At 42.4% G+C, this 23,596-nt stretch carries 26 protein-coding genes; 24 read left to right on the top strand and 2 right to left on the bottom strand.

From position 1 onward, the window contains the following. The first annotated feature begins 1 nt into the window (after position 1). From BTR25_RS04825 to nuoN, 19 genes are all read left to right on the top strand, one after another. Complete coding sequence (locus BTR25_RS04825; RefSeq protein WP_075686697.1) at positions 2-856, top strand: carbohydrate ABC transporter permease; 855 nt, start codon at positions 2-4, stop codon at positions 854-856. A gap of 7 nt (positions 857-863) precedes the next feature. Continuing rightward, positions 864-1,691, top strand: coding sequence for a PfkB family carbohydrate kinase (locus tag BTR25_RS04820; protein ID WP_368482969.1), 828 nt, complete (start codon positions 864-866; stop codon positions 1,689-1,691). A 96-nt stretch (positions 1,692-1,787) separates the two neighbouring features. Further along, positions 1,788-2,543, top strand: a complete 756-nt coding sequence (locus BTR25_RS04815) for a GntR family transcriptional regulator (protein ID WP_075686693.1) — start codon at positions 1,788-1,790, stop codon at positions 2,541-2,543. A gap of 212 nt (positions 2,544-2,755) precedes the next feature. After that, on the top strand, positions 2,756-3,853 hold the full coding sequence (locus BTR25_RS04810) for a GerAB/ArcD/ProY family transporter (protein ID WP_075686691.1): 1,098 nt from the start codon (positions 2,756-2,758) through the stop codon (positions 3,851-3,853). Between the two features lie 13 nt (positions 3,854-3,866). Then, positions 3,867-5,426, top strand: coding sequence for a spore germination protein (locus BTR25_RS04805; protein ID WP_075686689.1), 1,560 nt, complete (start codon positions 3,867-3,869; stop codon positions 5,424-5,426). Positions 5,427-5,455: 29 nt separating this feature from the next. Then, positions 5,456-6,607 carry a Ger(x)C family spore germination protein gene (locus BTR25_RS04800; RefSeq protein ID WP_075686687.1) on the top strand — a complete coding sequence of 384 codons (1,152 nt, stop codon included), beginning with the start codon at positions 5,456-5,458 and terminating at the stop codon, positions 6,605-6,607. 13 nt (positions 6,608-6,620) lie between these two features. After that, positions 6,621-6,785 carry a hypothetical protein gene (locus BTR25_RS27420; protein ID WP_175596701.1) on the top strand — a complete coding sequence of 55 codons (165 nt, stop codon included), beginning with the start codon at positions 6,621-6,623 and terminating at the stop codon, positions 6,783-6,785. A 335-nt stretch (positions 6,786-7,120) separates the two neighbouring features. Continuing rightward, complete coding sequence (locus BTR25_RS04795) at positions 7,121-7,504, top strand: hypothetical protein (protein WP_075686685.1); 384 nt, start codon at positions 7,121-7,123, stop codon at positions 7,502-7,504. 97 nt (positions 7,505-7,601) lie between these two features. Next, complete coding sequence (locus BTR25_RS04790; RefSeq protein WP_075686683.1) at positions 7,602-7,976, top strand: NADH-quinone oxidoreductase subunit A; 375 nt, start codon at positions 7,602-7,604, stop codon at positions 7,974-7,976. Further along, a complete protein-coding gene (locus BTR25_RS04785; protein ID WP_075686681.1) occupies positions 7,967-8,479 on the top strand; it encodes a NuoB/complex I 20 kDa subunit family protein in 513 nt (170 codons plus the stop codon). Before BTR25_RS04790 ends, BTR25_RS04785 begins: the two co-directional genes overlap by 10 nt. Positions 8,480-8,482: 3 nt before the next feature. Further along, positions 8,483-9,778: an NADH-quinone oxidoreductase subunit C gene (locus BTR25_RS04780; RefSeq protein WP_075686679.1), complete on the top strand. Its 1,296-nt coding sequence runs from the start codon at positions 8,483-8,485 to the stop codon at positions 9,776-9,778. A 3-nt stretch (positions 9,779-9,781) separates the two neighbouring features. Continuing rightward, entirely contained in the window at positions 9,782-10,882 is a 1,101-nt protein-coding gene (locus BTR25_RS04775) for an NADH-quinone oxidoreductase subunit D (protein WP_075686677.1), read from the top strand. Continuing rightward, positions 10,882-11,889: an NADH-quinone oxidoreductase subunit NuoH gene (gene nuoH / locus BTR25_RS04770; RefSeq protein WP_075686675.1), complete on the top strand. Its 1,008-nt coding sequence runs from the start codon at positions 10,882-10,884 to the stop codon at positions 11,887-11,889. Before BTR25_RS04775 ends, nuoH begins: the two co-directional genes overlap by 1 nt. A gap of 79 nt (positions 11,890-11,968) precedes the next feature. Beyond that, positions 11,969-12,388, top strand: coding sequence for an NADH-quinone oxidoreductase subunit NuoI (nuoI, locus tag BTR25_RS04765; protein ID WP_075686673.1), 420 nt, complete (start codon positions 11,969-11,971; stop codon positions 12,386-12,388). Next, entirely contained in the window at positions 12,385-12,906 is a 522-nt protein-coding gene (locus BTR25_RS04760; protein WP_075686671.1) for an NADH-quinone oxidoreductase subunit J, read from the top strand. The genes nuoI and BTR25_RS04760 overlap by 4 nt, the downstream gene beginning before the upstream one ends. Then, positions 12,903-13,217: an NADH-quinone oxidoreductase subunit NuoK gene (gene nuoK / locus BTR25_RS04755; protein ID WP_075686669.1), complete on the top strand. Its 315-nt coding sequence runs from the start codon at positions 12,903-12,905 to the stop codon at positions 13,215-13,217. The genes BTR25_RS04760 and nuoK overlap by 4 nt, the downstream gene beginning before the upstream one ends. Positions 13,218-13,285: 68 nt before the next feature. Beyond that, the gene (nuoL, locus tag BTR25_RS04750; protein ID WP_075686667.1) at positions 13,286-15,148 is read left to right on the top strand and encodes an NADH-quinone oxidoreductase subunit L; all 1,863 of its coding nucleotides are present in this window, start codon (positions 13,286-13,288) and stop codon (positions 15,146-15,148) included. 1 nt (position 15,149) lies between these two features. Continuing rightward, a complete protein-coding gene (locus tag BTR25_RS04745; protein ID WP_075686665.1) occupies positions 15,150-16,655 on the top strand; it encodes a complex I subunit 4 family protein in 1,506 nt (501 codons plus the stop codon). Between the two features lie 6 nt (positions 16,656-16,661). Then, positions 16,662-18,176, top strand: a complete 1,515-nt coding sequence (gene nuoN, locus BTR25_RS04740) for an NADH-quinone oxidoreductase subunit NuoN (protein ID WP_075686663.1) — start codon at positions 16,662-16,664, stop codon at positions 18,174-18,176. 502 nt (positions 18,177-18,678) lie between these two features. Here nuoN and BTR25_RS04735 read toward each other — a convergent pair. Continuing rightward, positions 18,679-19,683 (bottom strand): DUF3231 family protein, encoded by a 1,005-nt coding sequence (locus BTR25_RS04735; RefSeq protein WP_075686661.1) that lies wholly within the window; start codon positions 19,681-19,683, stop codon positions 18,679-18,681. A gap of 187 nt (positions 19,684-19,870) precedes the next feature. Continuing rightward, positions 19,871-20,149 (bottom strand): hypothetical protein, encoded by a 279-nt coding sequence (locus BTR25_RS04730; RefSeq protein ID WP_139311172.1) that lies wholly within the window; start codon positions 20,147-20,149, stop codon positions 19,871-19,873. A gap of 230 nt (positions 20,150-20,379) precedes the next feature. Between BTR25_RS04730 and BTR25_RS04725 the strand changes: the two genes are divergently transcribed. From BTR25_RS04725 to BTR25_RS04705, 5 genes are all read left to right on the top strand, one after another. Continuing rightward, the gene (locus BTR25_RS04725) at positions 20,380-21,198 is read left to right on the top strand and encodes an STAS domain-containing protein (RefSeq protein ID WP_075686657.1); all 819 of its coding nucleotides are present in this window, start codon (positions 20,380-20,382) and stop codon (positions 21,196-21,198) included. A gap of 3 nt (positions 21,199-21,201) precedes the next feature. After that, positions 21,202-21,564 carry an STAS domain-containing protein gene (locus tag BTR25_RS04720; protein WP_075686655.1) on the top strand — a complete coding sequence of 121 codons (363 nt, stop codon included), beginning with the start codon at positions 21,202-21,204 and terminating at the stop codon, positions 21,562-21,564. A 2-nt stretch (positions 21,565-21,566) separates the two neighbouring features. Then, on the top strand, positions 21,567-21,968 hold the full coding sequence (locus BTR25_RS04715) for an anti-sigma regulatory factor (RefSeq protein WP_075686653.1): 402 nt from the start codon (positions 21,567-21,569) through the stop codon (positions 21,966-21,968). A gap of 13 nt (positions 21,969-21,981) precedes the next feature. After that, positions 21,982-22,989: a PP2C family protein-serine/threonine phosphatase gene (locus BTR25_RS04710; protein WP_075686652.1), complete on the top strand. Its 1,008-nt coding sequence runs from the start codon at positions 21,982-21,984 to the stop codon at positions 22,987-22,989. 287 nt (positions 22,990-23,276) lie between these two features. Then, entirely contained in the window at positions 23,277-23,591 is a 315-nt protein-coding gene (locus BTR25_RS04705) for an anti-sigma factor antagonist (protein ID WP_075686650.1), read from the top strand. Positions 23,592-23,596 lie beyond the last annotated feature (5 nt).

The following is a 23,596-nucleotide window of genomic DNA, read 5'->3' as shown; positions in this document are numbered from 1 at the left end:
CATGGAGCAGATCATAAAAACCTCTCGGAAACTTCGGAAAATTGGGTTCAGCCAATATTTAATCATGTTAATGTTAGCTGCTTTTGCCATGGTCATCCTTTACCCGCTTTTTTGGATGGTTATCTCTTCTATGAAAAGCTATAAGGAAATCTTTAATGATGTGTGGGGCTTACCAAGCACTTGGATTGTTGAAAACTACGCATTGGCCTGGTCAAAAGGGATTTCCGGTTATTTTGTGAATAGCACGTTTGTTACTGGAATAACGATTATTGCGGTCCTAATTATTGGTTCAATGGCGGCATTTGTATTGGCTAGATATCGAACAAGATGGATTGACATTGCACTAATTTTTACCATTGGCGGGATGATGATGAATCCCCAGGTTGCCTTAATTCCATTGTTTAATATCCTTACTTCATTGGATTTAATCAATACTCATTGGGCGTTAATCCTGACGTATATCGCGTATAGACTGCCGTTGACGATTCTGCTTTTAAGAGGATATTTTTTAAGTATTCCAAAAGAACTGGAAGAGTCGGCGATTATTGATGGATGTACAGAGTTCGGTATTTATCGAAGAATCTATTTGCCAATGTCCATGCCTATTTTACTGACAACTGTGGTATTAACTGCTTTCTTTGCTTGGAATGAGTTCTTATTTGCAACAATCTTTATTGATTCAGAGTCATTGAAAACAATTCCATCAGGATTAATGAACTTTAGAGATGCCTTACGGACAGACTGGGGCGTATTGCTTGCGGGGATGGTTCTAGCGTCGCTTCCAATGATCGCGCTGCTCATTTTCTTGCAAAAGTATTTAGTTCAAGGACTATCTGAAGGTTCTGTAAAAGGGTAAAGAAAGGATGAGCATATTGAAAATTATTGCAATAGGAGATAATGTGGTAGATTGTTATTTGGATCAGGGGAAATATTACCCTGGAGGCAACTGTGTCAATGTGGCTGTAAATTGTAAGCGTTCAGGGGCGGAGGATGTCAGTTATATTGGGATTTTTGCCACTGACGAAAAAGCCGCCCATTTAAAAAGCGTCCTTGAGCTGGAAGGCATTCCTTACAACCGGTCACGGGTGGCGGAAGGAATTAGCGGCCAGCCGCGTGTGAATCTGACGGCTGCTGGGGATCGTGTATTTGTAGGCGGCCCCAAGAATACAGTTCAGCATATCTTAAAATTAAAACTAACTCCTGAGGACTATGAATTTATTAAAGGGTTTGATGTCTGCCATTCTAGCTGTTATTCATCAATGGAGGAAGAACTTCCAGGTTTGGGGCAGTATAGTAAGGTATCCTTTGATTTTTCGGATAAATACAATGCCGCCTATCTCAGTAAAGTTTGCCCGTATATCACGAACGGATTTTTCTCGGGGGCTCATTTAAGTGATGAGGAGCTGGAGAATTTAGTAGCGGAATTAGAAAAATATAATCTGGAAACCATCGGGATTACAAGAGGATCAAAGCCTGCCCTTTTTATCCATCAAGGTGAAAGGTTTTATCAAGAAGTGTATGAAACTGAAATCGTTGATACAATGGGAGCGGGAGACAGTTTTATTGCTGGATTTTTGACAGCTTTCTATGATGGAAAAGCCATGACGGAGGCATTAGATTTTGCAGCGAAACAAGCAAGTATTACTTGCGGGTTTTATGGCGGATTCGGTTATCCGAAGGAGTTGGAATAATAGCCTTTAGGCTGTTATTTTTCTTAGAGAACTAGTTTTAGAATTGTTTTCTTATTATAATTACTTATAACAGAATAATTTTAGAAGAGGTAAATTATGAATAAGGAAAAATCCGTTGAAACAGAGAGTCCAGTATTTTTATACGATCAGGTAAAGCACGGTATTATGGAAATGATTACAAGTGGAAAAATCGTTGCGGGTCAGAAGCTTCCGAATGAGAAGGAATTATGTGAAACGTTCAACACGAGTCGAATCACAATCAGACGGGCATTAAAGGAACTGGCTAGTGAAGGGATTATTGAAATTATCCATGGCAAGGGCACCTTTGTCAAAAGCACGAAACAAAAGATTCATATTCTCAATTTGTTAGGCTATTCCGAAGGGTTATCAGCTGGAGAAGGCAACTTCTCGAAGGAAGTGTTAGTGAATCAAATTGAAACCGCTGACAGTGAACTGATGCAGCACTTTAACCGTGATGAGCCATTTGAAGTGGTAAAGCTTGTTCGATTAATTAGGGACAGAAACAATGTATTTAGTGTTGACTATGCCTATTTGCCTTGCGATATTTATCCAGACATATCTGAGAAAATAAAAGATAATGTTTCCACCTTTAAAGTGATCAATAACGATTATGGAATCAAGTTCGGCAAGGCGCGAAAGGAAATGGAGATTATTCTCCCTCCTCAGGATATTAGTAAGCTCCTTGAAGTATCCAGAATGGAACCTGTCATTCAAATCAAAAAGACAATCATGGATGATCATGGTAGAGCAGTACATTATTCTTTGTACTATCTCCTTGCAAATAAAGTAAACTTTTTCATTGATATCGATATGAGCAGCGACTCTGAATAATTTCCTTCAACAATATGAAGACCCTCGCGTCGCAAGGGTTTTTTGTTGTTGTTCGGATGATTGTATTTGTGTACAGGGTTGACTGATAAAACGAGTTAGGAGGCAGTTGAGACCATTTATTTTCACTAGATTCCCTCAATGTGTATAGTCTGTTACTTATTGGAAAATAGTAAACGGAGGTAGATGTTTGCTAAATTGAGGGTGAATTAAGGATGAATACGGAAAAGATAAGTGCACTCCAACTTTTTTACTTAATGGCTGGATATGTATTAGGGACTGCCATTATTTTAGGACTAGGCTTAGATTCGAAGCAGGATGCATGGATCTTTATCTTAATCGGTATGTTATCTAGTTTGATATTAATGGTTGTCTATACCCAATTATCTGGCTACTTACCAGGTGATTCACTTGTTCAGATGCTTCCTAAGATTATTGGGAAGTTTCTTTCCTATCCTGTCATATTGCTGTATATTTTACATTTTACCTATTCTGCTGCTAGAGCGGTTAGGGAATTAGGCCACCTTATTGTCACGACGATATTGTTTGAAACGCCAATCTTTGTGGTAATCGCAAGCTTTATGGTACTGATGATTTATTGTTTGATAGGCGGTGTCGAAACGTTTGGCCGAATGGCGGAAATCGTCTTTCCCATCTATATTTTATCGCTTATTCTCATTTGGATTCTTCTATTTAGTGTTGATCAATTTAATGTGGATAACCTTACACCTATTTTAGGAAATGGGTTAAAGCCAGTTTTGAAGGAAGCCATTCCTAGTGCAATTAATTTCCCATTTGGAGAAACCATCGTGATCATGATGTTCTTTCCATATCTAAATGATAAGAAATATGTCAGAAAGGTAGGAATATCGATCATTCTCATAGGTGGTATTCTCTTAACCGTCAACTCCATTATGATGATTTCTGTATTAGGACCAGAAATATACAGTAGGGATATTTTTTCACTTCTTGCAGCCACTCAAATGGTTTCTGTAGCTGATTTTCTAGAACGGTTTGATGCACTTATTATATTAATGATGGTCGCAGGTGTTTTTTTTAAGTTAGGTGCATTTTTTTTTGGAGCTGCAGTGGGAATATCGCAATTGCTGAAGCTTAGGCAGACTCGATCGGTGCTAATTGCATTAGGGACGATTATTACTCCATTATCACTTTTAAGCGCATCTAGTTTTGTGGAACATATAGAAATTGGCTTTAAATATTATGTTCCATATATTCATACCGTTTTACAAATTATCATGCCAATCTTGTTTCTTTGTATTGCTTTTATTCGTAAAAAATTGGGTCATCTATAGGGTGGTGCGGCCATTGAGAATTTTAAAGCGGATATTAAAATTTGCGGCAAATAATAAAACCTATAATCGGGTTGAAATTCAGGTTAGTAATGAAAATGATGGATTATCGGGCATCCTTGTTGATGACTTTACAAAGATAAAACAGCTTTTTGAAGGGGCTGGGGATTTTGCTTATCGGGAGCTTGAAATCAACTCTGTTCACTCTGCTGTCATTTTATACCTTAGCGGCTTGGTGAATGTAGAAAGAATGGAATCACATGTAATCAAGCCTTTGTTAAGCAATGGAGAGGAATTACAAAAGCTTTCGAAACAAAGTATTGATCAGATCACAGCTGTGCTAAGCTCAGCTCAAATTGCTCAAGGGGAAACATTCCAGGATGTGATTGACGAAATTTTGTCAGGCGGAACGATATTACTATTGAATGGCTTTAAAAAAGCACTTATTATAAGCGAACAGTCATGGGAAGAGCGTTCAGTAGATGAACCAGTGTCTGAAGCTGTTGTCATAGGTCCAAGAGAAGGTTTTACTGAAAATATCGGAACGAACATAAGTATGATTCGAAGACGGATAAAAACAACTAAATTGAAATTTGAATATATGAAGATTGGAACCCTTTCTAAAACGGAAGTAGTCATTGCATATCTTGAAGATATCGCACAGCCGTCAATTATCGAGGAAGTTCGAAGCCGATTAAAGCGAATTGATATCGATGCGATTGAGGATAGTGGGTATATTGTTGAGTTTATTGAGGATCATCCATTTTCACTGTTTCCTCAAGTGCTGCAGACAGAACGGCCGGATCGGGTAGTAGGTAATCTTCTTGAAGGAAAAGTAGGGATTATCGTTGAAAATAGTCCTTTTGCACTTATAGTGCCTATCACTTTTTTTGAGATGATGAGTTCTCCAGAGGATTATTATGGAAGATTTATTATGACTTCGTTTATAAGGATGATTAGATATTTATTTTTATTAGTTGCTTTATTATTTCCTGCTATTTATATTGCGGTGACCACCTTCCATCATGAATTATTGCCAACTAATCTAATATTTAGTGTCGCTGCCTCCAGGGAAAAGGTGCCCTTTCCAGCGGTGGTTGAAGCATTATTAATGGAAATAACCTTTGAGGCGTTAAGGGAAGCGGGGTTGCGTCTGCCAAAACCGATTGGCTCGACCGTAAGTATAGTCGGAGCGTTGGTAATTGGTCAGGCAGCTGTTGAGGCTGGAATTGTTTCCGCACCACTAGTCATTGTAGTAGCAACAACAGGGATTGCCTCGTTTATGTTTCCTAGTTACCCTCTAACAGGTGCGATTCGCCTCCTTCGCTTTTTTATGATTTTTCTCGCGGGGACGCTTGGTTTTTATGGTATTCTCCTTGGAGTTTTCTTTGTAATGGTTCACCTCGTTCAGCTTCGTTCGTTTGGTGTTCCTTATTTTGCACCTGTTGCCCCATTTCATTATAACAACCTTAAAGATATCTTTATCCGCGTTCCGTGGTGGAAAATGAATGAACGCCCGCATGAAACGGGAAAAGGAAACATGAAGAGGGTGAGAACTCGAAATCGTAAATACTAGTATGTTTTTAAAAGGACAGGATGGTATCGATGAAAGGGATTAGACTATTTCCACTTTGGGTAATCACAATGAGTATCCTTGCAGGCTGCTGGGACCGGTCTGAAATTAACGATATTGCCATTGTATCGGCAATTGGAATAGACCTTGTAGAAGAAAATCAACTTCGCTTATCGCTTCAAGTAGCAGTTCCAGCAAAGTTAGGATCAACTGGGGGAGGCCAGGGCGGAAGCAGTGAGCAAAGCACCATCCTTATTTCAGAAACGGGTGCTACCGTATCAGAAGCATACCGAAATATCCAAGGAAAGCTGCCTAGGAGAATATTCTTCTCTCAAAGTCGGGTCCTTTTGATTGGAGAGGACTTAGCAAAACAAGGGGTTTATCATATAATTGATTTCCATACAAGGTACGCTGAGCCTCGGATAAACAGTTTTGTCATGTTTACAAAGGGTAAAGCCTCTGAAATCATCACCATCATACCAAAGTTTGAAAACATTTCGGCGGAAGAAATGAAAGAACTGGCAAAACTGAATGTAGGTGTAACCGTGTATGTTAGGGATTTTTTAAACATGATTCTTACAGAGGGTATAGAACCATTTGCCCCCCAGTATTCTTTAAAGCCACTAGAGGTTGATTCCAAAAATAAAACAAAAACACAAGCGATTAATGGACTTGCTGTGTTTAAAGATGACAAATTGGTGGGCTGGATGGATGAAGTGGAAACGCGCGGCCTGCTTTGGATTCGTGATGAAATTGAAACAGGAGTTATTACGATTAAGGTTCCTCAAGAGAAAGGCGGCGGGAACATAAGTATGGAAATTAGTAGAGCAGAGACGAAAAGGATTCCCATTCTAAAACATGATGAAATAAAAATGAGATTGAATGTGACCTCAGAAATGAGTGTAATAGAAAATGACTCACAGTTAGATCTTTCAGACACAAAAGTACTTGAGGATATTCAAAAAGAAATTAATAAGAATGTTAGGAAAAGAGTCCAAATGGTCGTGGATAAGGCGCAAAAGGGCTATCAGTCAGACATATTCGGATTCGGGCAATCGGTATACAAGAAATATCCAAGAGAATGGAATGCGACCTATAAAAATGATTGGGAACAAAGATTTCCCCAATTAGACGTTCAGATAACTTCAAAAACCTTCATAAGAAGAATTGGCTTAATTAAATGAAAAGGATAAAAAAATGCTGAAGATTTTAATGATGATATCCATTTTTGCGATACTTTTTGCCTGGGAAGTTCCACAGTTAGTAAGAAAAAGAGAAATGAAAGAATTAGTGGTTTTTTCTTTTCTTGCCCTTATTGGACTGGTATTAAGCATATTTGTGGTAATTCGAGCATTTATCTAGTGGTCGTTCTCTGTGTGAGTTTGATGTGGAGGGAACCAAGAGAGTGACCTTTTTGTCCAAAATAATGTGTAGCCACTGATAAATTGTTTGAAATGGCAGGTGAATTTTTCAATAGTAGTGAAAAATAAATAGTTATTGTTTTTTTACGTATTTCCTAGTTTTTTTGTACATACCTATAGAGTAAATGCATAATACCACATTTTAAGATAGAGGAAATGTTTGTGAGATAGTGAGCTTTTTTACCAAAATGCGTGTATCCAGTGAACTTTTCATGACAATTATCACTGTGATATTGAAAAATTTGGTGTTTAATAAGGGTAGTTGTCAACAGGGGGATGGACGCGGATCTTGCGAGCCTGTTGCTGTGCATGGCTCTTGCGAGCCTGTTTAAAAAGGCACGTCATCTTCCGCTTTGCTTCAGATCACGTGCAGGTAAGCTTTCTTCTATATTGATACCATTCGCTTTTTGCGTCATCTCTGAAGTGATTTCAGGCAGCTATAACTGCGAGATCACGCAAACGCTCAGGGCTGGGGCCTTGTGTCGACTAAGACCGGTCCTGGTTGAAAAATTGGAAATTCTCTCGCCAGTTGCTATCGCAACTTGCGCTTCAGCTATCGCTGAAGCTTGCAAAATTCCCCATTCCAAGGCGTTTCCTGAGAGCGAGCTCTCAAACGCTTGGAATGGGAAATTTTGCGGCGATAGAATTTCCAATTTTTAAAGTGGGCGCGGTCGACACAAGTTTGTAACAATGCTATAATTGTTATCGGTTACAAATTTCATTAATATGAAAATTTACAACATTGGAGGGGATAGGCATGGAACTTTTTAATTTATATCAGAATAATTATCTGATAGTTTTTGTGTTCCTATGTCTTGGGGTTTTGCTGCCAGTGGTGGCGTTATATTTAGGTAAGCTTTTGCGTCCTCATAAGCCGAGTGAACAGAAGTATACCACGTATGAAAGCGGTATTGATCCGTTTCACGATTCCCGTGTACAGTTCAATGTCCGCTATTATATTTTTGCCCTTATGTTTGTTATTTTTGATGTAGAGACTGTATTTTTATATCCTTGGGCTGTTGCCTATGAAAAGCTTGGAGTTTTTGCGTTAATTGAGATGTTGATATTTGTAGTGATGCTGTTAATTGGCTTAATCTACGCTTGGAATAAGAAGGTGCTACAATGGATTTAAAACTAGACAACCTTTCGCCAGAAGAAATGCAGGAGTTAGAAAGAAATGTGTTTTTCGCTACGCTGGAGCAAATTAAAGCATGGGCGCGCAGTAATTCGCTGTGGCCGATGACATTTGGTCTGGCTTGTTGTGCGATTGAAATGATGGGTACGGGGGGAGCAAATTATGACCTTGACCGATTTGGGACGATTTTCCGTACATCACCAAGGCAATCTGATTGTATGATTGTATCTGGTACGGTGACCAAGAAAATGGCGCCGATTGTCCGCCGTTTGTATGATCAAATGCCGGAGCCGAAATGGGTAATTGCGATGGGATCCTGTGCCACTGCAGGCGGGCCGTATGTGAAGTCGTATTCAGTGGTTAAAGGTGTTGACCAAATCGTACCGGTTGATGTGTACATTCCTGGCTGCCCTCCAAACCCAGCGGCATTAATTTATGGAATAAATAAATTAAAGGAAAAGATTCGTTACGAAGCGAAGACTGGGAAGAAGGTGATCTAACCGATGAGCGGGGAAAAAGATCTCGACCAATTGAAGAAGGAGGCCGCTGAAAAGGCCAAGGCTGCAGCTTTAGCTAGACGTAAGGCGAAGGAAGCAGGCGAAACGGCAGCAGCGGCACCGAAACAGGAAACCGAACCGGAGGCCCCTAAAGAGGAAGCAACATTTGGGTCCGGCGACGCTGACCTTGCGAAGAAAAAGGCAGCTGCGGCGGCGAAAGCGAAAGCTGCAGCATTAGCGAAAAAGAAACGCGAAGGAATCACAGATGAGGAGCCAGCGTCCGAAGCGTCAGTGGTAGAAACCTCTGAGCCTGAACTGAGCGGTGACTCAGATGACCTTGCGAAGAAAAAAGCAGCAGCAGTAGCGAAGGCAAAAGCGGCGGCAGCGGCAAAGCGTAAGGCGATGGAGCTCGAGGGAGATACGCCAGCTGAAGAAGCGGCGGACTCTGGTGATGCAGATGATCTTGCGAAGAAAAAGGCAGCAGCAGTAGCGAAAGCCAAAGCGGCAGCAGCGGCAAAGCGTAAGGCGATGGAGCTCGCGGGAGATACGCCAGCTGAAGAAGCGGCGGACTCTGGTGATGCAGATGATCTTGCGAAGAAAAAGGCAGCAGCAGTAGCGAAAGCCAAAGCGGCAGCAGCGGCGAAGGCAAAAGCAGCGGCAGCGGCAAAAGCAGGCGGAACCGAGGACACAGCGGGCGGCGATGACGAAAAGGCGAAAGCAATTGCAGCGGCAAAAGCCAAGGCGAAAGCGGCGGCAGCAGCAAAAGCAAAAGTAGCTGGAAAAACTGGCGACACGGCAGCCGAGGAAGCCCCAGCGGCACCATCAGCAAATCAACCTTTCCTTGATAAATACAGAAAGGTGATAGAAGAAAACCTAGGCGCTGACATATTAGAAGATTCTTATATTAATAAATTATCAAAGGACGTTCCGACCCTTGTGGCGAAGCGTGATACATATTTCAAACTGGCTCAATTTTTAAAGTATAACGAGCTCCTAGGGTTTGATTATCTATCAGAGCTTCATGGATCGGATTTTGAAACCCATATGGAAGTGTATGTTCACTTATACTCATACAAAAACCGTCAATCGGTTGCCTTGAAGGTGAAGATTGACCGAGATGAACCAACAATCGAGTCCTTGCAGCCTATTTGGGCAGGAGCAGACTGGCCTGAGTGCGAAGCGTATGATTTACTGGGAATAAAGTTTACCGGACATCCGAACTTACATCGGATTATGCTTGGAGAAGATTGGGTTGGCCATCCACTGCGCAAAGATTATGAACCGTATGATGTGGAGGTATAGCCAATGATCAGAACAGAAGAAATGTTACTAAACGTCGGTCCTCAGCATCCAAGTACGCACGGGGTGTTCCGGCTTGTCGTCAAAATAGACGGTGAAATTATCACGGAAGCAACTCCAGTCATCGGCTACTTACACCGCGGTACGGAAAAAATTGCGGAAGATCTCCAATACACGCAGATTATTCCTTATACCGACCGGATGGATTATTTGTCAGCGATGACCAATAACTATGTCCTTTGTCACGCAGTTGAAACGATGACGGGCATTCAAGTGCCAGATCGTGCCGAATATCTGCGTGTAATGGCAATGGAACTTGGGCGCGTTGCGAGCCATCTTGTCGCATGGGGAACATACATCCTTGACTTGGGTGCAACAAGTCCATTTATTTATGCCTTCCGTGACCGCGAAATGATTATTAATATGCTGAATGAACTATCAGGTGCACGCCTGACGTTTAACTATATGCGTGTAGGCGGGGTAAAGTGGGATGCTCCTGAAGGCTGGGTAGATAAGGTCAGAGAATTTGTTCCATATTTGCGCGAGCAGCTGAAGGGATACCACGACCTGGTTTCTGGAAATGAAATCTTTTTGGACAGGGTAAAAGGGGTTGGCGTTTACTCGAAAGAAGATGCCATCAACTATTCACTAAGTGGACCGAATCTGCGCAGTACCGGTGTGAAATGGGATCTTCGTAAAGACGAACCCTATTCAATCTATGACCGTTTTGAGTTTAAGACGGTAACACGGGAAACAGGAGACTGTTTGGCGCGCTATCATGTTCGCTTAGAGGAAATCGAAGAATCATTAAATATCCTTGAGCAAGCCTGTGAACAATTTCCGGCGGAGGGTGATATCCTTGCAAAGGTGCCGAAGATTATTAAGGCGCCAAAAGGTGAGGCATTTGTCAGAATTGAATCTCCACGCGGAGAGATCGGCTGCTATATCGCAAGTAACGGTAAAAAAGAGCCATATCGCTTGAAGTTTAGAAGACCTTCATTCTATAATCTGCAAATTCTTCCGAAATTATTAGTAGGCGAAAATATTGCAAACTTGATTGCGATTTTAGGGGCAATTGATATTGTCCTTGGGGAGGTGGACGGCTAATGGTAGAAGAGTTGCTCCATTCCAGTCCAGGCTGGGCCAACTTTGGAATCTTCTTTTTACTTGCCGTTGTCTTACTATTAGTGGTACTAGGCTTCGTAACCTATGCCATTTTAGCAGAGCGAAAGGTTTTAGGATACATGCAGGCACGTCACGGCCCAAACCAGCTCGGTGGTAAGTGGGGATTATTGCAGACGGTAGCCGACGTTCTGAAACTATTATTAAAAGAAGACGTAATACCAAAGGCAGCCGACAAGCCGTTATTTATCCTGGCACCAATCATTGCCTTTACTCCAGCCTTTATGGTACTGGCGACCATTCCGTTTACGGACAGATTCCAATTTGCCGATATCGGGGTGGGACTGCTTTATTATATTGCCGTTTCCGGAATGACTGTATTTGGCTTGGTCCTTGGCGGCTGGGCATCTAACAATAAATATGCGCTCCTAGGAGGCATGCGTGCGGGTGCACAGATGATTTCCTATGAAATTCCGCTCGTTATGAGCGTCTTGGGCGTAATCCTTTTATCAGGAAGCTTAAACCTAAATGATATTGTCTTACGGCAAGGTGAAACCGCTTGGTTCATTTTCTTGCAGCCAGTGGGGTTTGTTGTGTTCTTTATCGCATCGATTGCCGAATTAAACCGGACACCATTCGATCTCCCAGAGTCAGAGAACGAGCTTGTTGCCGGATACTTTGTTGAGTATTCAGGATTCCGTTGGGCATTCTTTATGCTGACTGAATATGTTTACTTATTCGCAATGTCATCCTTGATCACCGTCATTTTCTTAGGCGGCTGGCTGCCACCGCTCGACATTTTAGGGTTTATCCCTGGTGCCGTTTGGTTTGCACTCAAATTTAGCGTGGTTGTCTTTGTTTATATATGGTTACGGGCAACACTGCCGCGATTCCGAATCGACAGACTCATGGAATTCGCTTGGAAAGTACTGTTCCCTGTAGCATTGGCAAACATTTTCTTAACAGCTTTAATCAAAACATTATTTTTCTAAATAAAATGGGTGACAGGCACCAGGTTGACATAATTAAAGGTGACAGGCACCATTCAAATGAAAAAAGGGGTGAAAAAACGTGCTTGGATTTACAAAAGGCTTGAAATATACCCTAAAACAATTAACGAAGGAAAAAGTAACATATAATTATCCGAAGGAGCCGCTTCCACTGCCAGACCGATTTCGCGGGATTCAGAAGTTTTATCCTGAGAAATGTATTGTTTGTAATCAGTGTGCGAATATTTGCCCGACGGACTGTATTCAATTAACGGGTAAAAAGCATCCTGATCCAGCGAAAAAGGGAAAAATCATCGATACGTACGACATTAACTTCGAGATTTGTATCCTCTGTGACCTGTGTACGGAGGTCTGCCCGACGGAAGCGATTGTCATGACCAATAACTTTGAATTGGCCGAGTACAGCCGTGATATGTTATTTAAAAACCTTGAATATTTAGATGAGAACGATGAAAACGTACGGCAGGTGAATAAAGCATGACAATAACAGGCGAATTTATCGCATTTATGGGCCTTGCACTTGTCGCCATCATCGGCGGCGTGCTGCTGTTGAACCTTACCAAAGTCGTGCACATGGTCGTTGCCCTGATCTTCACATTCGTAAGCATCGCCGGTATCTTCGTTTTGCTGTCAGCAGAATTTGTGGCCGCTGTGCAAATCTTAATTTACTCAGGTGCGATTACGATAATCATGCTATTTGGAATCATGTTAACGAAGCATGATGACAAGGGAGAGACCAATTCACCGGGAAGTTGGAGAAGGATTTTCTTATTCCTGGGTGTTGTCGGCTTTGCAATTGCCTTTTACATCGGTATTTATGACTTCAACATCCCACAGGTTCCAACCGACCTACATGTAGAGAATACCATGCAAATTGGGGTAGCCCTTTACTCAAAATGGGTCATTCCTTTTGAATTGACTTCTGCCTTATTGTTAGTGGCACTTGTGGGTTCGATTGTTTTAGCCAAAAAAGAGGAGAAGGAGGCGGATAAGGAATGAGTTCAGTTCCCGCTTCAGCCTTCCTAGCGCTGGCACTAATTCTTTTTTGCATCGGGTTATATGGTGCATTAACAAAACGGAACACCGTAATTGTGTTGATTTCGATTGAACTAATGCTAAATGCCGTCAATATCAACCTAGTAACCTTTAGTAAATATGGAATGGCACCGTCCATCACCGGTCAGATCTTCGCATTGTTCGTCATTTGCGTTGCCGCTGCCGAAGCAGCTGTCGGTCTGGCAATCCTGATTGCCCTATACCGCACACGCAAAACCGTTAATATCGACGACATAAATACAATGAAAAACTAACAAGATTGTAAAAATGATAGGTGGTGCCTGTCACCGCACAGGTACCAGTTTAAAAGGGGATAGTGATAATGATGGAAAATGCATGGATTATACCGCTTTTCCCGCTATTATCGTTTTTGATCCTTCTTCTATTTGGCAAACGACTGAGAGAAGCGAGTGCTTATGTGGGGATTCTTGCTACATTGGCAGCGCTGGTCTACTCGTTATTGGTGCTGTTTGAACGTTTTACAGAACCAACCTATAAGACATCAGTTGAGTGGCTCACGATAGGAGATATTTCTTTAACAGCGGGCTTTGAAGTGAATCAATTAAATGCATTAATGCTAGTGATTGTCTCGCTCGTCAGCTTCCTGGTACATACCTATTCAAAGGGATATATGCACGGGGATGAGCGGTTTCCAGTATTCTATGCCTATTTAGGATTATTTACGTTTGCGATGCTTGGCCTTGTGATTTCGCCAAACCTTCTGCAAACCTATATTTTCTGGGAGCTAGTCGGCGTCGGCTCGTTCTTGCTGATCGGATTCTACTTTTATAAAAATGAGGCGAGAGCGGCAGCAAAAAAGGCGTTTATCATGACCCGGATCGGGGACGTGGGACTCTTTATTGGGATGATCCTATTATTCTGGGAAACAAAAAGCTTTGAATACAGTGAAATTTTCCATGCAGTAGAGGCTGGCGCTGTATCACAATCAATGATTACCGTAATCGCCATCTTAATTTTCATTGGTGCGGTTGGTAAATCTGGTCAGTTCCCACTACATACATGGCTTCCGGATGCGATGGAAGGTCCAACACCGGTTTCAGCGTTAATCCACGCAGCAACCATGGTTGCTGCCGGGGTATACCTTGTGGCTGCCCTATTCCCGCTGTTTGCAGCGAGTGAAGCAGCACTGTTAACCATCGCGACAATCGGTGCCTTTACGGCCATCTTTGCCGCGAGCATCGGTCTTGTCCAAACGGATATTAAACGAGTACTCGCTTACTCAACGGTTTCACAGCTTGGCTACATGATGCTCGCTCTAGGGTCTGCAGGCTATGTTGCCGGTGTATTCCACTTAATGACACATGCTTTCTTCAAAGCATTACTGTTCTTAGCAGCAGGAAGCGTTATTCATGCGGTACACACGCAAAACATTGAAGAAATGGGCGGGCTTTGGAAGAAGCTTAAGTTTACCGCGCCGTTGTTTTTAATCGGAACACTCGCCATCAGCGGAGTACCATTGTTCTCTGGTTTCTTTAGTAAAGATGAAATTTTAATCGCAGCCTGGGAAGGCGGACATCCTGTTCTTTTCTTGCTTGCGTTAGCAGCAGCCTTTATGACGGCTTTCTATATGTTCCGCTTGTTCTTCATGGTGTTTACCGGAGAATCTCGCAGCTCATTGAAAAATGTTCACGAGTCACCAACAAATATGACCTATCCTATGATCGTCCTTGGCGTTCTTGCGGTCGTGGCAGGTTACGTGCAAACGCCTTTCAACCATAATCTTGGTGCTTGGCTTGTTGACGGTAATGAAGCACTGGGACACAGCCATATTGAAGGACCGATTTGGATAATGATTGCCGCAACTCTGGTTTCATTAGCGGGAATTTACTTGGCCTATTTAATCTATTTCAAGCGTTCGATCGCCCGCAATTGGCTGTCAGGCTCAGGTGACACGCTGCATGCGATTCTTTTCAACAAATATTTCGTGGATGAGTTTTATAAATATACGATTGTGGCGTTTACAAAAGGTGTCAGCTACTTCTTACGCTTTATCGATGTCTTCTTAGTAGAAGGAATCGTCAAGGGCGTAGCTGGTTTTGTTCAGGGACTTGGAGCTTCAGGCTCGAAGCTGCAATCCGGACAGGTGCAAACGTACGGTGCAGTCGCCTTTGTTGGCTTGGCCATCCTCGTCGTCATCTTTGCGTTAACAGGGGGGTACTTATAAAATGGATCTTTCTTTCGTTCTAACCATCTTAGTATTCTCCCCGTTACTAGGGATTGCCGTGTTAGCATTCATGCCTAAAGACCAGGAAAAGTCGATTAAAACGGTTGGCTTCCTAGCCACCCTGCCGGCACTGATTACCGCACTAGGCACTTATTTTCATTACCTTTGGGGCAAAGATTTAGCAGACTTCGACGTATATGCAGAGTGGATTCAGTTCCGCGGCCTGGGTGTCCAGGACGGGATCTTCGCCGTCAATTACGAGCTGGGCCTAAGCGGCTTTTCGATGCTGCTGGTTGTTCTGACAACAGTAGTGGCAACGTTAGCAGCAATTGCAAGCATGTATATTAAAAAAGAATGGAAAGGTTATTTCATGCTATTCCTGCTTCTTGAACTAGGAATACTCGGCGTGTTTACAGCTGAAAACCTGATTCTATTCTTCGTCTTTTTCGAGCTTACCTTGATTCCAATGTTCTTCTTAATTGGAAAATGGGGCTATTTTGAAAAAGAAAAAGCGGCTTACAGCTTCCTAATCTACAACGGTCTCGGTTCAGCGGTCCTGTTAATCGTGATTATGATTCTATTTGCCCGCACAGGTACAACGAATATTGATAATTTGCAGGCGATCCTGGCTGATCCTAATTTCCCAATGACGAATGATCAGAAGCTAGGTTTATTGATCGCTTTACTGATTGCTTTTGGGGTGAAATTACCGATTTTCCCATTGCACAGCTGGATGCTGAAAGTTCACGTACAAGCACCGCCGCCAATTGTGATGATTCACTCTGGTATTCTCTTAAAGATTGGTGCGTACGGTTTGATCCGTTTTGGGATGGGATTATTTCCCGGACAGTTTGAGACGTTAGCCGTAGGGCTGGCCATACTCGGAGTCGTTAATCTCCTTTACGGAGCCTACCTAGCGTTCATTCAAACAGACTTTAAAATGGTTTTGGCTTACAGCTCGATTTCGCATATGGGAATTGTGTTGATTGGGCTTTCGGCAATGAATGAGGCCGGTGTGCAAGGGGCGATTTTCCAGGTCATCTCGCACGGGTTGATTTCAGCACTATTGTTCTTCTTGGTTGGGGCGTTCTATGAGCGTACAGATACGTCGCTGCTAGAGAATCTGGGCGGTATGGCAAAGGGAATGCCGATTGCGTCAGGCTTCTTGCTTGCGGGGGCTCTTGGCTCGCTTGGTTTACCGGGGATGTCCGGATTTGTCAGTGAGTTTATGGCGTTCTTTGGTTTATTCAAGGAAATGCCGTGGATTGCGGCGATCGGAACACTCGGGATTATCATGACCGCAGTGTACTTACTGCGTGCGGTTCTAGCGATTACCTACGGTAAGGCGCACCGCGAGTTCACAGGGCTGCGCGACTTAAACGGGCTGGAATTGATTCCAGTGCTTGTGCTGATGGGTTTTATTGTATTAATCGGAGTGTATCCAAGCGTTCTAAGCTCACCGCTTCAGGCCACACTTGAAACGATTATGCTTGGGTTAGGAGGGTGATGAAGGATGAGTCTTGAAGAGTTAATGTCATATAATTGGAGCATCATGACACCAGAGTTCATCATCGTCGGTGTAGCCGCGCTTATTACATTGATGGATTTATTTATGCCGAAAAATCAAGACCGCCGCATCCTCGGGTGGATCTCAATCGCAGCAATTCTTGCTGCCATGGTATCGCTGGCTGGTTTAGTCGATATGCAGACAACGTCCATTCTAGATGATACCTTCCGCTTGGACGGCTTTGGTAAGGCGTTTAAATTCTTATTGCTTGGTGGAGCGGGATTAGTAATGTTCTTAGCCATCAGCTACGAGAAGAAAGACAGTTTGGATGAGTATCACGGGGAGTTTTATTACTTATTTTTAACGGGCTTGCTCGGTGCGATGTTCATGACATCAAGCGGCGATTTAATCACGTTATTTATCGGTTTAGAAACATTGTCGATTTCGTCTTATATTCTAGCAGGTATGAAGAAGCGCAATTTGCAGTCAAACGAGTCGGCGATGAAATACGTCATCAACGGCGGAATCTCTACTGCGATTACCTTGTTCGGGATGAGCTATGTGTACGGTTTAACCGGCACGACTAATTTGATTGAAATAGCTGGTCGTTTGCAGTCGCTTGCAGACCCGCAGCACGCTTATTTGCTTGGTTTAGCGTTCTTAATGATCTTCGTCGGGTTAGCCTTTAAATTAGCGGCAGCCCCGTTCCATATGTGGGCTCCGGACGTGTACCAGGGTGCACCAACACCTGTTACCGCATTTTTAAGTGTGGTATCAAAGACTGCAGGCTTTGTAATTGTGATTCGAATTTTGTTATCGGTATTTGGCTTAGCGGTAACAGAAGGTCCTGGTTCGATTCCAATCCTTTATAACATGCAGGATTATATCGCGTTTATCGCAGGTGCGACGATGATTATCGGTAACGTCATTGCGTTAAGGCAGTCGAATATTAAAAGAATGTTTGCTTACTCAAGTATCGCGCACGCTGGTTATATTCTAGTTGCGTTAACGACGATGAGTGCGAACCTGTTCTATTCGATTTGGTTCTACCTATTTGCGTACTTGTTCATGAATCTAGGTGCATTTGCGGTGATTCAACTGGTTGAGTCGAAAACAGGCTCCTCTAAGATTGCGGACTACGCTGGTTTGTATCGCCGTTCACCTTTGTTGGCAGTGGTAATGGGTGTGTTGTTAGTTTCCCTGGCCGGCTTCCCGGGAACAGCAGGCTTCATCGGCAAGCTGAACATCTTTATCGGAGCGTTTTTAGGCGAACCGCATTATGTACTAGCTTCGATCATGATTGCGACCACGGTCGTATCGTATTTCTACTATTTTGGCATTATGACACAAATGTTCTTCCGTCCAGCAGCAGATGACAGCAAGTTCGCGAAAATTCCATTTGGAATCTTAGTCGTTTTGATCATCGGTGCAGGCGGTGCGGTGCTGTTCGGTCTAGCACCAAACCTAGCAAATGAATTCATCAACGGAAACTTTAATCAGTTTATGGATTTCTTGCAGTAAAGGAGCGACCCGCGTGGGCTTGGGGGAGTCTATGCGGATGGTTGTCTTGTAGCATGCATGTTGGTTGGGGGACCAGCTGCTATGTGGGGCTTGGTTGTAAGTAGGGTCGTGAGTATGGCCGATTTGCGATTACGGTCCAAATAAAAGGGGTAACATAGATATTGAAAAGTGCTAGATTAACGGACCCGTTTAGGGTTCGCTTAGTCTAGTGCTTTTTTGTTTGCCGCGGGACAAGTCGGCTTAAACGAGCGCTAGGTTGTCTGCCCCGAGGAAGCTGCGGGACAAAGTCGGCTGAAACAAGTGCTAGGTTGTCTGTCCCGGGGAAGCTGCGGGACAAAGTCAGCAGAAACAAGTGCTAGGTTGTCTGTCCCGGGGAAGCCGCGAAGGTTATTCCTGTACAATCATGTTATACATGAACTTCCTCCGCATGAATCTTTTACAGCATCCCACATAGAAAAAAGTATAAACAATTATTATCCACTTAAATAACCAAAGCGTATTACTACACTTCTTTTGCAATTTCTTTTCTATTAGGAGCAAGAGGAGGTTGTTCTAACCATTTATTTTCTACCATCAAATCAAACCATTTTTTTGTTACCATAAGATTTTTTAGGATAGTACCCTCATAAGCTGTCACAAGATCAACTCTCATAGAAGATGCAAGACCTGCTCCATGATAGTTTTGTGCAGCTTGAAATAAGAAACCGATATGATATAACATTAACTTATCCGAAAAAGGAGAGGCTGTTGAAGTGGTCACTTCTGTTTCCCATGATTTCGGAACTGGTAAATTATCTGCTTGCATAATTTTTGAAAAAGCTTTGATTTGTTGGTCAGCCGTTTTCTCTGAATCAGTTAAAAACTTTCTTGTTTCTTTTGTTTGAGCGACTTGACTAAATGCGATAGAAAGTGTTTTAGCCATAATGTTCTTTTTAAGGTTGAGAGAAATACTAATGATTTCAGTCGCTGCTAATTTTCGCCCCTTACCGAAAAATCCATCGGCGAAATCTTTGCTTGAAATATATTCAGGGTTTTTAGCTGGATAAAATAAAGGGTCTCTCTGAAAATTTCCTTTCTCAAGTAATAACTCAATGGTCTGGTGATACATTTTTTTCGCATCGTTATCGCAGGAATCATAAAAATACCTTAAGTCTTTTCTAACCGATACGGCTAATGCAGTGCTGTGCCCCAGCAAACCATGTAATGTCATGATATGTAAATAATTTAGGCAAAATATATCCGTGAACAATCTTGGTTTACCTTTAAAGAGGTCAGATTCAGTAAATCCAATTGGAATTGGAAACCCGTCGTTCTCCAAAAAAGTAACGATTTGATTCTTTTGTTTTTCAAATGTAGTAATAGCATCCTCAAAAATAGCTTTAATGGACTCGTCCTCAATGATCGAAACCATATATCTATTTACCACATCTGTCATGGTCCCATTTACATATTCTCCCCACAGAGTTCCTATTTCGGAAGATGTAAGTTTTAATTTATTCTCATCCACACAATCACCTCTTGGATATTATTTTCCAATTTAACTATAGATATTAATGTCTTTTAACTTTAGTTTTAAATTTCACTTAGAAGAACCTAATGATAAGTTGACCTGCTTTAATATGCAAAATAATAAATGATGAGAGTAAACTATTAACAATGCCAAAATAAAAAAAGCTGGGGCAACTGAACCCCAACTATTGAACCTTCTCATTATAGAAATTAACGGAATACATCGCACCTTCACTCACCATATTGTTATCTTCCACATCATGTGGATCTGGGTTACCCCCTTTTTTAACTGGAAGCAGCTCGCTTTTTATAAATTCATTCGGTTTGATCTTATGTTTTAGATCTCGAAGGACGCTTTCTGCTTTGATTCGATTTGGCTTGGATGATAACCAGAGTGCTGCAGCCGAAGCCGAGGCACCAATTCCAACCGCGATTAGAGATTTACTTAAAACCTGTTTCATCATAAATTCCTCCTCGATATAGCCCTTAGGACCAAATAGGATATACATTTGACTTACAATCTATATACCCCTGATAACTGATGGTAAACATTATTTCTATAAATTTTTTAAAATAATAATGGTGTATCCCGAATGGGACTATTGAGCCAAAATGTGCTGTAATTATGTTTTACCAAGCGTATATTGCTATAATAATAGATAATTCTGACAAGAGGAGAGAAAGGGGACTGAGAATGCGTCGCTTTGTGGAGTATATTCAAACAAACCGGTCACAGCTGCTAGAGGAATGGACAGAGAAACTGATGAGGATGGATGAACAGAAGGTTTCCATCTACCTGTCAGACCAGGTTTATACGAATATCGGTAACGAATATATCAATCTATTAATTTCACATTTAATGAAAAATGAAACAGATTTATCGGACAAGATTAGTGATTTTGCGCAAAAAATGGTTCCGCTCGGCTGGAATATTAGTTTTATTATCGATAGTTTAGGAGAGTTTGAAAAAGTCCTCAATCAGCATATGACCGAGGATGCTTCAAAAAAACAGCAGGTGCAATTTGGCTGGGATTATGACAAGTGGGTGATGCCGCTGAACAAAGAGGTGCTTAATCACTATGCTGCCTCGTGGCAAAGGACGGTTTCTCTGCAAAAAATTGCTCTTCAGGAGCTGTCAGCACCATTAATTCCGATTTTTGATAATATCACGGTTATGCCTTTAGTGGGTGCGATTGATACCGAGAGAGCGAAGCAGATTATGGATAATCTCTTGCAAGGTGTCGTGAAGCATCGGGCCCAGGTCGTGTTAATTGATATTACCGGCGTGCCCGTGGTGGATACAATGGTAGCCCATCACATTATTCAGGCTTCCGAGGCAGTCAGATTGGTCGGAGCGAAATGTTTAATTGTCGGCATTCGGCCGGAGATTGCGCAAACAATCGTCAATTTAGGAATTAATCTAGAGCAGCTGATTACGAAGAATAGCCTGCAAAAAGGCGTGGAAACAGCACTTGCAATGACAAACCGTAAAATCATCTCAGTGGGGGAATAAAGCATGGCGGTCAGAATACCAATTTTAAAACTATACAACTGCCTCCTCGTTTCGATACAGTGGGAGCTAGATGACCAAACAGCCATTCAATTTCAGGAGGATCTTCTTAATAAAATTCACGAAACTGGTGCGAATGGGGTAGTCATCGATTTAACGTCTGTGGATGTGATAGATTCCTTTATTGCAAAGGTGCTCGGCGATGTGGTGAGTATGTCGCATCTGATGGGGGCAAAGGTGGTTTTGACAGGCATACAGCCGGCTGTAGCGATTACCTTAGTAGAGCTTGGGATTCACCTTCAAGACGTAAGGACAGCACTTGATTTGGAAAAAGGCTTAGAAACACTACAACGGGAGTTGGGGGAGTAAGCATGGAGAACGAATCCTATGTAAAAATTATTACGGAATGGGATATCGTTGCAGCGCGTCAGCTAGGGAGAAACGTTGCAAAGGAGCTTGGATTTGGTTCGGTGGATCAAGCGAGAATCACGACAGCCATTTCGGAGCTTGCACGCAATATCTATTTGTATGCAGGGCGAGGCAGAATTGAGTTCGAAACGATCAATGAATTTGAAAAACGCGGCATTAAGGTCATTGCCACGGATCAAGGTCCGGGAATTCAAGATATCCGAAAAGTCATGGAAGATGGTTTTACCACATCGGGAGGTTTAGGGGCGGGATTACCAGGAGTGAAGCGATTAATGGATGATTTCGATATCACTTCTACTGTAGGGGGAGGAACCTGTATTCAGGTAATTAAATGGCTTCGCTAGGAGGAGGATGACCATGAATTTCAGAGAAAGATTAGAACCAAGGTATCGAGCCATACTGGAAAATTATTTAACAAAGTCAACCGAAATAGCCTTATATCAAGGACATCGGTTTAGCAGACAAGCAATTGAACAGCAAATATCCCCCGAGGAAATCATCAATGTGCATCGAAGTGCCTTAAAGGATCTTCTTCCCGACCTTCCAAAAGAAGTACTCGCCTCGTTTGACTTTCTCTTAGAGGTGATGATGGACTATGGCTTAGCCTATCAGGAACATCAATCATTAAGAGATAAGCAGTTTGAAATGAAATCCGAAATCGAAGTTGCCGCAGGCCTTCAAGATACTCTTTTAGAAACGCAAATCCCCCAAACCGAAGCAGTAGATATTGGAGCCATCAGTGTTCCGGCCAAGCAAATGAATGGTGATTATTATCGTTTTGTTCAGGATCAGCAGCTAATCAGTATCGCCATCGCTGATGTGATTGGCAAAGGTATACCTGCTGCTCTATGTATGTCGATGATCAAGTATACAATGGATAGTTTCCCCGAGTTGCGGAAACGTCCACACCAAGTATTAGAAAACCTGAACCGAGTGGTCGAAAGCAATGTCGACACCAGCATGTTCATTACGATGCTTTACGGTGTTTATGACCAGAATCAGCACACCTTTACCTACTCTTCAGCAGGACATGAGCCGGGATTTTACTATGATTTTTCAAAAAATGAACTTAGTGAATTTCATGCAAACGGCCTCGTGTTAGGGGTAGATCCCAACATGAATTATCGGCAATTTGAAAAAAAGGTCGAGTGTGGCGATATGATTGTTTTACTATCTGATGGTGTGACAGAGTCGAGGACAGAAGATGGCTTTATCGAGCGTTCAGTCATTACCGATATGATTCTAAGCTACAAAGACAGGCCCGCGCAGGAAATGGTCGAAAAAATCTACCGCGAACTCGAGAAAATGCAAAAATACGAAATTCGCGATGACTTTACCTTGATTATTTTAAAAAGAAAATTCTAAGGATTAGGGAATTACTTTTAAAAGGAAAGCTCTGATGCAACCTTTTTAGGCTGGGTTATAGGATATTGATGATTGGAGCGGAAGGCACTCGACTCCAGCGGGATGTAGAGGTTGCAGGAGACCTGCAAGCGATTTAGCGCTGAGGGGACTCCAGGACCTCCCCGCGGAAAGCGAAGTGCCTGGAGCGGAAATTATCAGGCAAATTTAAAACAGCTTATTTTTAAAAAAAGGTTTCAGGCTTGCTGGGCCCGGGTATATAACAACTAAATATTCCAGAGGTGATAGAAATGGATCTGAAAATAGACAAGCATCACATAAATGGAGAAACCTTCGTACAAGTAACCGGAGAAATTGATGCCTTTACAGCGCCGATGCTAAGAGAAAAGTTATTTCCGCTGGCGGAAGCGGACAATCAAACCGTTGTCATTAGTCTAAAGGAAGTGTCCTATTTAGATAGTACAGGCTTAGGTGTGTTTGTGGGCCTCTTCAAGCAATTGAACCAAAATGGTGGAGAGCTAAAGCTGGTCGATTTGTCTGAAAGACTCAGTCGGCTTTTCGAGATCACCGGTCTAAGTAATCTAATAAATATTTCTGTAAACTAAAGAGG

The organism is Bacillus sp. MRMR6 (genome assembly GCF_001940785.1).
Lineage (GTDB): Bacteria > Bacillota > Bacilli > Bacillales > Cytobacillaceae > Neobacillus.
The sequence above is the reverse complement of the archived record's forward strand: the minus strand, read 5'-3'. Positions and strand labels throughout refer to the sequence as shown.

Coding starts and splice junctions, on each gene's coding strand:
- BTR25_RS04825 (WP_075686697.1), top strand. CDS start 2: ATGGAGCAGATCATAAAAACCTCTCGGAAACTTCGGAAAATTGGGTTC.
- BTR25_RS04820 (WP_368482969.1), top strand. CDS start 864: ATGAGCATATTGAAAATTATTGCAATAGGAGATAATGTGGTAGATTGT.
- BTR25_RS04815 (WP_075686693.1), top strand. CDS start 1,788: ATGAATAAGGAAAAATCCGTTGAAACAGAGAGTCCAGTATTTTTATAC.
- BTR25_RS04810 (WP_075686691.1), top strand. CDS start 2,756: ATGAATACGGAAAAGATAAGTGCACTCCAACTTTTTTACTTAATGGCT.
- BTR25_RS04800 (WP_075686687.1), top strand. CDS start 5,456: ATGAAAGGGATTAGACTATTTCCACTTTGGGTAATCACAATGAGTATC.
- BTR25_RS27420 (WP_175596701.1), top strand. CDS start 6,621: ATGCTGAAGATTTTAATGATGATATCCATTTTTGCGATACTTTTTGCC.
- BTR25_RS04795 (WP_075686685.1), top strand. CDS start 7,121: ATGGACGCGGATCTTGCGAGCCTGTTGCTGTGCATGGCTCTTGCGAGC.
- BTR25_RS04790 (WP_075686683.1), top strand. CDS start 7,602: ATGGAACTTTTTAATTTATATCAGAATAATTATCTGATAGTTTTTGTG.
- BTR25_RS04785 (WP_075686681.1), top strand. CDS start 7,967: ATGGATTTAAAACTAGACAACCTTTCGCCAGAAGAAATGCAGGAGTTA.
- BTR25_RS04780 (WP_075686679.1), top strand. CDS start 8,483: ATGAGCGGGGAAAAAGATCTCGACCAATTGAAGAAGGAGGCCGCTGAA.
- BTR25_RS04775 (WP_075686677.1), top strand. CDS start 9,782: ATGATCAGAACAGAAGAAATGTTACTAAACGTCGGTCCTCAGCATCCA.
- nuoH (WP_075686675.1), top strand. CDS start 10,882: ATGGTAGAAGAGTTGCTCCATTCCAGTCCAGGCTGGGCCAACTTTGGA.
- BTR25_RS04760 (WP_075686671.1), top strand. CDS start 12,385: ATGACAATAACAGGCGAATTTATCGCATTTATGGGCCTTGCACTTGTC.
- nuoK (WP_075686669.1), top strand. CDS start 12,903: ATGAGTTCAGTTCCCGCTTCAGCCTTCCTAGCGCTGGCACTAATTCTT.
- nuoL (WP_075686667.1), top strand. CDS start 13,286: ATGATGGAAAATGCATGGATTATACCGCTTTTCCCGCTATTATCGTTT.
- BTR25_RS04745 (WP_075686665.1), top strand. CDS start 15,150: ATGGATCTTTCTTTCGTTCTAACCATCTTAGTATTCTCCCCGTTACTA.
- nuoN (WP_075686663.1), top strand. CDS start 16,662: ATGAGTCTTGAAGAGTTAATGTCATATAATTGGAGCATCATGACACCA.
- BTR25_RS04730 (WP_139311172.1), bottom strand. CDS start 20,149: ATGATGAAACAGGTTTTAAGTAAATCTCTAATCGCGGTTGGAATTGGT.
- BTR25_RS04725 (WP_075686657.1), top strand. CDS start 20,380: ATGCGTCGCTTTGTGGAGTATATTCAAACAAACCGGTCACAGCTGCTA.
- BTR25_RS04720 (WP_075686655.1), top strand. CDS start 21,202: ATGGCGGTCAGAATACCAATTTTAAAACTATACAACTGCCTCCTCGTT.
- BTR25_RS04715 (WP_075686653.1), top strand. CDS start 21,567: ATGGAGAACGAATCCTATGTAAAAATTATTACGGAATGGGATATCGTT.
- BTR25_RS04710 (WP_075686652.1), top strand. CDS start 21,982: ATGAATTTCAGAGAAAGATTAGAACCAAGGTATCGAGCCATACTGGAA.
- BTR25_RS04705 (WP_075686650.1), top strand. CDS start 23,277: ATGGATCTGAAAATAGACAAGCATCACATAAATGGAGAAACCTTCGTA.